Genomic DNA, 9449 nt, shown 5'->3' with positions numbered 1-9449 from the left:
CACTGCCGCACGACGTCAACGTCGACGACCTGACCATCACCGGTATCACGGTCGTCGCCAGCGACCAGGATGGCGATAGCGCCACTGCGGGCATTACCGTCGAAGTGGCTGACGACCTGCCGAGCGTGGATGGCACCAACCCCACGGGGCATGAGGTCACCATCACCAATCTGGGCAGTGCGCCTGGGGTCGGCTACAACAACAGCTTCGGCTATTACATCAAGGACGAAAACGGCAATCCCACCATCGGCAAAGTTGTCTGGTCCAACGTCAAGCTCGACGTCGGTGATACCTTCGTGCTCGAAGGCTACGCTCCGGGCGAGGTGGGGTACTTCATCATCCCCAATGGTTCGAACCTGAATCCCGGGTTGACCAATGGCACTGACATCTCCTTCGAGCAGGTCAACGGAGTTTGGGTCGCAGTCACTGCAGACGGTAATCAGCTCGTTGGACAGGATTCCAACGCACCCGTGCTCTTCAACGACTCCAGCTTGCATCCCGATGGCAGCTCGCATGTCGAGAACAATGCCGAAGAGGGCGATCTCAACTGGGAGGACATCTACGGTCCTGGCAGCGATAGGGACTACAACGACGTCAACATCAACGTCGAATGGAAGCCCGCCAACCTGACCGTCGACGAGGCACAACTCGACGTGACGGCATCGTTCGACTTCTCCGGATACTTCAGCGCCGAGTATGGCGCCGATGGTCTGCAGACCCGTGAATACACCTTGAGTGTCTCGGCTGCTGGTGCCGACTCAGGTCTGGTCGATACCCAAACCGGTCAGGCCGTTCTCGTCAAGGAAGTGGATGGCGATATCGTCGGCTATGTCGTGACCGACGATGGTATCGAAGTGCCCGTATTCACCCTCGAAGTGAATGCCGAGACAGGGGTCGTGACTCTCGACCAACTCAGGGCGATTGCCCACCAGGGCGTTGGCCAGATCGGGGCGAGTGATGCCGCCAACATATTGGCTAACGTGATTTTCCTCACCAAGACCGTGACCGATGGCGATGGCGATGAGGCCCATGCGACGATCGACATTGGCCAGGTGATCTACTTCCTCGACGATGGCCCGACTGCGGAGGACGTAACAGTCAACCTTGGCTCCGGCCAGATCATCGAAGAAGGCAACGTACTGGCCAACGACACGCTGGGCGCCGACGGCGGCCGAGTAACGTCGGTCAACGGCGTTGCCGTACCGGCCGAGGGTACGGTCGACATCACTGGCCAGTACGGTGTCCTGACCATTGCCGCCGACGGTACCTACTCCTATGTGCGTAACCCCGGCGCCCCTGGCAGCGTATCGGATGCGTTCACCTACACCCTGACCGATGGCGACGGTGACAGCGACACCGCAACGCTGACCATCGCGATCAGCGACTCGCCGGTCTCTATCGACAATCCGGTGCACGGCGAAGGCCATCACCTGGTCTTCAACGAAGCCCATCTTCCGGGAGGAAGCAAAGAGGGCGGCGGTCTGTTGGTACAGGGTGGAAGCTTTACCGTAAGCGCTCCGGATGGTGTGCTGAACCTGAGCGTGGGTGGCGAGTACATCGTCAAGGATGGGCTCGAGCAAGCGCTGCCGACCATCGTGACCGAAAGCGGCAATACCCTTGTCATCACGGGCTTCACTGCAAACGGCAACGGCACCTATACCGTCAACTACGAGTACACGCTGAACGCCAACAAGGATCACGACCAGCCGGCCAACGACGAGTCGCTGACCCAGTCCTTCGAGATCGTGCTCGAGGATACCGACGGCGATACGGCCTCGAGCAACCTGCTGATCGAGATTCTGGACGACGTGCCGGAGTTCGGCACGCCGGAAGATGCCTCTCTCGGTATGGGCGTTGACAGCTCCGCTATCGGTAGTCTGGATCTCACCATCGGTGCGGATGCGGATGGCGCACATATCTCGCAGGCCAGCCTGATGACGGATGGGCAAGGCCACATCCAGGTTCGCTACGAAGACGACGGTGTTGCCAAAGAAACATACCTCACCTCTGGCGGCACGAAGCTGGTCTACGTGTTCGATAGCGAGAGCCAGCAGCTGATCGCCTATAAGGTAGGCGATGGCCCCAGCAATCCCGTGCTCACCATCGACATGAGCGTTGCTAGCAACGAGTACGTGGTCAACGTGGTGCAGCCGCTCGATTCGGTTGCCAAGCAGTTCCAGACGAGCGGTATTTCCCATTCTCAAGGCGGCGTCAATGGTTCGATGTCATTGAGCGCGGAAAACTTGGAGGTGATCTTTACTGCCTCGGGTGGGGACGTGAACTGGTCAAACAACAGCGTTGGCGTCAAGAACCCAGCTATCACCGGTAGCGAAACGCTGACGGCACAGTTCAACCAGTTCTTGACTCACTTGACCGTGAAGCTGCCCAACCAGGGCAATCAGAATCCTGCTGCCGTGGAATGGATGGTCATCAACACGGAAACTGGTCAAACCGAATCCGGAAGCGGGCTGCTGATCAGCGCGGACTTCGCCTTCAACAAGGTGACCTTTTCCAATAACGGTAGCGGCCCCTATGGCATCGGTGGCTTCGAAGGCGAATTCCTCGACGCCGAACTGGACTTCATACTCCCTGTGGAAGTTGTTGCTGTCGATGGTGACGGAGATACCTCTGACGGCTCGTTCAATATCGGCTTCCAGCCTGGCGAAGTACCGCCTTTGCCCGAGCTGCCCACCATCCTCGGCCTGACCAACAGCGACGTGACGGTCAATGAGCAATACCTCGATGGCGGCACTGCCGAGGGCGAGGGTCAAGCCGCCGATAGCGGTAGCTTCAAACTCTCTACACCGGAAGGGTTCGGCGCGCTGCTGATCGCCGGAACCAAGGTCTTGGGAGATGGCGAGCAGCAAGGCAACAAGGTCAAGCTCAGCGCGGGCGACCTGGAGTCACTGGCGGCCGGCAATGTCATCGTGATCGAGACGCCGGAAGGCAACACCCTGACTCTGACTGGCTACGACTCTGCAACCGGTGAGGTGAGCTATAGCTTCGAACTGGGCAGCGCCGTCGAGCACGCACACGGTGAAGGCCGCAACGAGCTGGCTAAAGAGGGCATTCAGCTCGAGCTGGTGGACGGCCTGGGACACATTGCCTACGGCACCATCGATGTCGTGGTGGTGGATGATATCCCGTTCGAGTTCGATCTGGTTCAGGCCATTCAGGTACCTGTCAGCGAACTTGAAGTCGGTCAGCTTGGCGCCGGCTGGGAGAACCTGACCACTACCTCAGGAAGCGGCAGCGTAACCACCACATCGAATGAGAGCGGTATTTTCATTCAGTGGGGCGGGGCCAACGGCTCAGGCTATGACTTCGTCTATGCCGAAGGGCTGACGGGCTTGGGCGGCGTTGCTACCGATTCCTTGTTCTCGCTGGGTACGCTGACGCATAACAACTTCGTGATCAACTCCGGTAGCAAAGTGCTCAAGACCGTCGATCTGGAAGTGTCGTTCAAGGTCATGATCGACGGTGTCTTGACCGAGGTGACCACCACGATCAAGCTCGAGCATGACGAGACGCCCAACAATAAGTCGCCGGCCACTCATCCGGACAATGACGATATCGTCAAGATTCTCAATCCGAATGAAGAGCTTACCATCCAGGTAGGTGACCGTGAGTACGTGCTCAAGATCCGTGGGTTCCTGGACGCCAATGGCAACCTCGTCGACACGGTCTACACCACCGAGACCAAGGCCAGCTCATTCGAACTCTTTGCCGAAATCGCCTCGACTGACGACCTGCCCAGTGTGGAAGGGCGCGTCGATGCCGACTGGGGCGCTGACGGTCCGGCAGAGGAAGATAGCCTGCTGTGGGCCGATGGCCAAGGCGGTACGCTGGCCAGCGGAACGGTGGAAGGCCAGCATGGCACCCTGACCGTGAACGCCGACGGCACCTACACCTACGTGGTCAGCCGCAGCGCACGCGACGGCATGAAGGCGGGCGACTCCTATCAGGATGAGTTCACCTACTACCTGACCGATGCCGATGGCGACGTGGTGGCGTCGAAGCTCACCATCAACCTCGAAGGTGTACCGAACGGTATCGTGGCCAGTGACAACGTAGCGATTGCCGATATCTCGCTGATCGAGATCACGCCGGAGCCGGTCAGTAGCCAGGTGATGAGCAACAAGACGTCGCAGCACAATACCAGCAGTTCACGTACCGATAATTACAGTGAGACCTTTACGGTCGATGAAGGTAGTGCCGGCCAGTTTAGCTTCAACGCCGGTTTCACGACGCCGGGAAGCTCCAAGGCTTCCTTGACCTGGAGCCTGTGGCAGAAGAACGACAGTGGTCAGTGGGTGAAGCTGTCCGAAATCGGTGGCTCAGCATCCAGCGGTATCAACGGCGTCAATGGGCTGGAAGCCGGTGAGTACCGTGTCGACTTCGCAGCAACAACGAGTGGCAGCCATACGAATTGGATAATCTGGCCGATCTGGTCGGAAACCAGCTACTCCAATGTGGAGATTGGTCAGGTCTCTTTGATTCAACAGCCGGATAGCTATCAGGAGACCCAGGTAACCGACGTGCAAGGCAACGTCCTCAGCGATCCGGGTATCGATGGCAGCACCGATATCCCCGGCTCCAGCGGCACGCTGCTCAAGGCCTTGGTCGGCAGCGACTATGTCGAAGCCACGCAGAGCGGCCTCGTCATTGCCGGTCAGTACGGTACCTTCACGCTGTTTGCCAACGGGGACTATCGCTACGAGCCCGCTGCCGATGTTACCAACGTTGGCAAGATCGACAGCCTGACCTATCAGCTGGTGCATCCGTCCGGCACTACTGCCGAGGCGTCGCTCCAGGTGGGGATCACCGGGCCGGGCGTGGATAGCTTCGTCTGGGGAACCGATGGTGACGATGCGCTTACCGGTGGCGCTGGCAACGACATCATTATTGGCGGGGCTGGCGACGACATACTGGTGGGTGGCCTCGGAGCCGATACCTTCGTCTGGAACCTGGGTGACCAGGGTCAAGCAGGGGCTCCTGCGACAGATAAAGTGATGGACTTCACCCTTGGCCAGTTCGGCGTGGATGGCGAAGCCGACAAGTTGGATATTGCCGATCTGCTCGATGGAGCCAGCAGCTCCAATCTGGCGGAATACCTGCACGCGGCCGACGATGGAAGTGGCAATACCGTGCTCCAGATCAGCCACAATGGAGGCTTCACTGGTGGCGTCTACGATGAGTCGGTTGTCGACCAGACGATCGTTCTCAAGGGCGTTGCCTACAGCGATGCGCTGATTCAGCAAATGCTCAGCAACGGTCAGCTCGAAATCGAATAAGACCACTTTGCCCCAATGACACGCCCGGCCTTGGCCGGGCGTTTTTTTGTGCGCCAGGCATGGCGCGCAGCGCCTGACTGGTGCCGACAACAACGTGCTGTTTGGTGGCGCCGGGGCACAGGTGCTGAGCGGCGGCGATGGTAACGACATCCTCATCGGTGGTGCCGGTAACGACACCCTGATTGGCGGCCAAGGAGACGACGTATTCCAGTGGAACTTCGGCGATCAGGGTGGCGTGGGAAGTGCCGCCCGTGATGTGGTGAAGGACTTCAGTCTTGGAAGCAACACGCTTGACTTGGCCGACCTGCTGCAAGGAGAAGCGGCGGGAACCATCGACAGCTTCATCTTCGCCGCGCAAGAGGGCTCCAGTACCGTGCTTTACGTCAACCACGAGGGCAGTATCGGTGCAAACGGCAGCAATGCGACCCAAGTGATCGTGCTGGAGAACTTCAACATGAACGACCAAGGGTCGGCGGAGTTCCTCAAGGGGCTGCTCGATAGTGGTCAGCTGCACATCGATCAGTAACGTGGAATCGATGAATCGCTAGCCCTGCGCCCTGCCTGGAGACACCGGGCAGGGCGTTTGTTAATCTAGGTAAAGTCATCAAGAGACATACTCATGTACATCAAGCGTAATGAGTCAGGGCAGGTGGTGCAGGTCAGCCATGAGGCAACGGCAGAGTGCCGCGAGTTCTTGCCGTCTGGCTCTTCTGAGCTGCAGGAATTCGTCTCCAAAGGGGGAGATGACGTCGACAACCTGGCACTGTCGAAGTCCGACCTGGCGTTCGTGCGGGTGCTCGAGGACGTGATCAACGTGCTGATGGACAAGGGCGTGATCAGCTTTACCGATCTGCCCGAGCCGGCTCAGCAGAAGCTGCTGGAGCGTCAGTCGTTACGTAAGCGCAGGAACAGCATCGGCCTGATGTCTGATACCGACAACGACATCATCTGAGCCCAGATTCTCTGAGCCCAGACGCATTGAAGCATGAGGCCGGCGATCTGCCGGCCTCATGTCGTATCGGGTGTAGCTGGTGGATCAGGTGTCGCCTGCTTGATGCCGGATACCCGGCCCCGTCACACCATCGAGCCCCAGCTCGAACAGCACCTTTGCCGCATCCTGGCTCTCCACGCCCTCGGCGAAGGTGAGAATGCCCAGTGAGTGGGCCAGCGTTGCCATGCCTCTCAGCAGGCTCTGCTGATCGCTACGGCTTTCCACCACCTGGCTCAAAGCGGCTTCGATCTTCATGAAGCTCAGGCCCAAATCCTGCAGCCCCTCGATCTTGCCGAACTGGGTGCCGACATGCTCCAGGCCGACCTTGCAGCCCAGCCCCAGCAGGGCGTGGCAGAGTGTACGCAGCGCCTGGGGCTGCTGCAGCGCGACGGATTGGGGCAGCTCGAACCACAGCTTGTCGGCAATGCCCTGATGCGCCTGAATGCGAGCCAGCAGCTCGCCCACGAAGTGCCCGTCGCCCAGTGACTCCGCCGAGAGATTGACGGCCACCGCCTTGCCGCTGGATTCGACATCGGTAAGTGCCGCCGAAACGACGGCCAGATCGAGGGTGGGAGCCATGGCCAGGCGCGACACCCACGGCAGGAATACACCTGCCGGCCGCCATTCGCCCTTCAAGCGCAGGCGTGACGGTACCTCGAAGTGAATCAGCTTGCCTTCGGCATCCAGCACCGGATAGTGAGCCAGGAATACGCCTTGCTGCAGCGCTTCCGCGAGCGCCTGACGCCATTCGTCATGACGCGTATAGAGCACGGTGCCGGCGGGTTGATCGACGATCTCTTGGCCATTCAGACCGCGCGTTTCCGCCGCAGCCAGGGCGCCGTCGAGACTGGCGAGCAGCTCGGCCTGACTCTCGCCCTGGCTATACTGACGCAGCGCGGAAGCCAGCGAGGTGTCGACGCTCTGCTTGGTGCTGAGACTCTCCAAGTGCTGCTGAAGCGTCTTGCCCAGGTCTTGCAGCTCATGATGACGCGGCAGGATCATGCCGAAATCGCTGCCGTTGAGTCGTCCCACCGTGCCGTGGCCGTGGCTACGGGCCAACTGCTCGAGACGACGCGCCAGTTGAGCGAGCAGGGCGTCCGTGGCGACATGGCCGAGCTGCTGATTGAGTTCGGCCAGACGTGCCACGCGCACCATGACCAGTGCGCCGCTGGCATCGTCCTTTTCGCTCTTCAGGTGAGCCTGCAACTGGTTGAGGAAAGGCGCCCGGGTGAGTGTGTCGGTAACTGGGTCGTGCTGCATGCGCCGCCGTAGCTGATCGAGCTTGTCGCTCTCTTCGCCGAGCATCTGGCGTACCGCCTGGGAGAGCTGGTTCATGGCCTGGACCACCTCGCGCAGTTCGCGTGTACGCGGCTCGTTGGCCACCATGAAGCGCCGCTGGCCGATGGCCTGGGCCTGGCTCACCACGTCGCGCAGCGGGCGCCGAATGGTGCGTACGATCCAGGCTGCCAGCAGCAGGCTGATGGCGCCGGCGATGGCGAACCAGCCGGCCAGCTCCAGGGTGCTGCGCCACAGCGAGCGGTAGGCGAAGCTGTGTTGGCTGGCCAGCTCCAGGGTGCCGTACTGCTGCCAGCCATCCTGAACCACGGCCCGACCGGGCGGCACCTCGAAGCGCACCAGATTCACGAACCAGCCCGGCACATCATCGATATGCTCACCGGCAGTGCGCTCGTCGATGATCTCGCCCTGAGGGTCGTACAGCGCGATGCGCTGGTAGTGGCCGGTATCGAACTGAGCCGCCAGCAGCAGCTCCAGAATCACCGGATCCTTTTCGATCTGGCTCATCGAAAGCGCCAGTGCATTGGCGTTGTCGTTGTTCTTGATCTGGACTTCCTGCTCGATGTAGTGGCGGCTGCTCGTCACGCCGATGAGCAGGCTGCCCACGAAGGCCAGCAGCAGCAACACCGCGATGGTCAACCAGAGTTGCTTGATCAGTGACATGTCTTCGTTCCCCCGGGGAATGGATGCCCTCGTTCATCCTGCTGCGGGGCATGTGTCGCTCTTGTAGGCGGTTCGTTTTTCTTCGTCATCCCATGAATCCCTGCTGCTCCATACGCTCGATCACACTGCGCCAGCGTGATAGACGTGCCACCGGATCGGCCCGCGACTGGGTAGAGCCGCCGGCCCACAAGCCATCGCTATTGAAGCTGAACACCGGGTCCAGATCGGTACGCTGCGTGGCGGGGGTGATGGAGGGCACCAGATTGTCGAGAATCAGCGGCACGGCGGAAGGCGTCTCGTAATAGCCCAGTACCATGTGCGCCTGAACGATCTGGCTACGGCCGATGCGGGCACGAACGTAGATCATGCGCAGCCGCGAGCCGGGCACGCCAAGCTCCTTGAGCGTGACGTACTTGGCAATCGAGTAATCCTCGCAGTCGCCCTGAGCCTTGCCCATGGTCTCTAGCGGCGTTGCCCAGTGATCCTCGGCCCCCCAGTTGTAGATGTCCTCGACCCAGCGAACGCGCCGGTTGAAGAAGTCGTTCACTTCGCGCAGCTGGGTATCGAGATCGGCGCTGCGCAGCCTGTCCAGCAGTGCAAACCAATCCTCGAGAATGGCAAGCCCGGAGCTGCCATACAGACGTTGCATGCTGTTACGCAAGCGGGCACGGTCGATGCGTGCCTCGAGTGACGTAGGGGAGAGACCCAACCCAGCGGCAAGCAGCAGCCCTGCCAGGCCGCCGATGAAGCGGCGGCGGCTGGGGCTGAGAATCGAACTTGAGCCATGTGGGGCAGGGCGATGCGTCATCGAGCGCGCCGGAAGCGTGTTAAGGAATGTAATTCATGAAAGCCAGTATAGAGGAGGGATAACGGCAACACGATAGGTATGAGAATTTTAAGAAGCTGGGCGCTTGTAAGATATTGCCGACAATTTACGTCAGCCATCAGCGCTTCATGCACCTACCGTCTTGTGCCTTCGTTTCGCTTGCGTAACCTTGCGTTTCTTGTCCTGCTTTTTCATCAGGTTGCTGAAAGGAACGCGCGTATGGCCGATGCAACTGGATTGCAATTCACCCTCGATCTTGCCGGGGTCGACAGCGCCGAGCTGGCGGTGATCGACTTCACCCTGGAAGAGGCACTCTCGCAGCCCTTCCACCTCGAGGTGCGTTTCGCCAGCCGCGACGGCAGCCTCTCCGCCACCGAGC

The 9449-nt window shown here is 60.1% G+C and carries 5 protein-coding genes; 3 read left to right on the top strand and 2 right to left on the bottom strand.

Going from position 1 to position 9449, the window contains the following annotated elements:
- Positions 1-125: 125 nt before the first annotated feature.
- The 3 genes from HOP59_RS23350 (at position 126) to HOP59_RS23335 (ending at position 6246) form a co-directional block, all read left to right on the top strand.
- Positions 126-5294, top strand: a complete 5169-nt coding sequence (locus HOP59_RS23350) for a BapA/Bap/LapF family large adhesin (RefSeq protein ID WP_338073362.1) — start codon at positions 126-128, stop codon at positions 5292-5294.
- Between the two features lie 46 nt (positions 5295-5340).
- Entirely contained in the window at positions 5341-5820 is a 480-nt protein-coding gene (locus tag HOP59_RS23340) for a type I secretion C-terminal target domain-containing protein (protein WP_276574333.1), read from the top strand.
- 93 nt (positions 5821-5913) lie between these two features.
- Entirely contained in the window at positions 5914-6246 is a 333-nt protein-coding gene (locus HOP59_RS23335; RefSeq protein WP_010628824.1) for a hypothetical protein, read from the top strand.
- Between the two features lie 84 nt (positions 6247-6330).
- Here HOP59_RS23335 and HOP59_RS23330 read toward each other — a convergent pair whose 3' ends face one another.
- Both HOP59_RS23330 and HOP59_RS23325 read right to left on the bottom strand, forming a co-directional pair.
- Positions 6331-8244, bottom strand: coding sequence for a bifunctional diguanylate cyclase/phosphodiesterase (locus HOP59_RS23330; RefSeq protein ID WP_234255738.1), 1914 nt, complete (start codon positions 8242-8244; stop codon positions 6331-6333).
- A gap of 85 nt (positions 8245-8329) precedes the next feature.
- Positions 8330-9052 (bottom strand): transglutaminase-like cysteine peptidase, encoded by a 723-nt coding sequence (locus HOP59_RS23325; RefSeq protein WP_234255737.1) that lies wholly within the window; start codon positions 9050-9052, stop codon positions 8330-8332.
- Between the last annotated feature and the right edge of the window lie 397 nt (positions 9053-9449).

Source organism: Billgrantia aerodenitrificans, assembly GCF_021404405.1.
GTDB lineage: Bacteria > Pseudomonadota > Gammaproteobacteria > Pseudomonadales > Halomonadaceae > Halomonas > Halomonas aerodenitrificans.
Note: the sequence above shows the minus strand (reverse complement) of the source record. Positions and strands in the feature narration are given on the sequence as shown.

Coding starts and splice junctions, on each gene's coding strand:
- HOP59_RS23330 (WP_234255738.1), bottom strand. CDS start 8,244: ATGTCACTGATCAAGCAACTCTGGTTGACCATCGCGGTGTTGCTGCTG.
- HOP59_RS23335 (WP_010628824.1), top strand. CDS start 5,914: ATGTACATCAAGCGTAATGAGTCAGGGCAGGTGGTGCAGGTCAGCCAT.
- HOP59_RS23325 (WP_234255737.1), bottom strand. CDS start 9,052: ATGACGCATCGCCCTGCCCCACATGGCTCAAGTTCGATTCTCAGCCCC.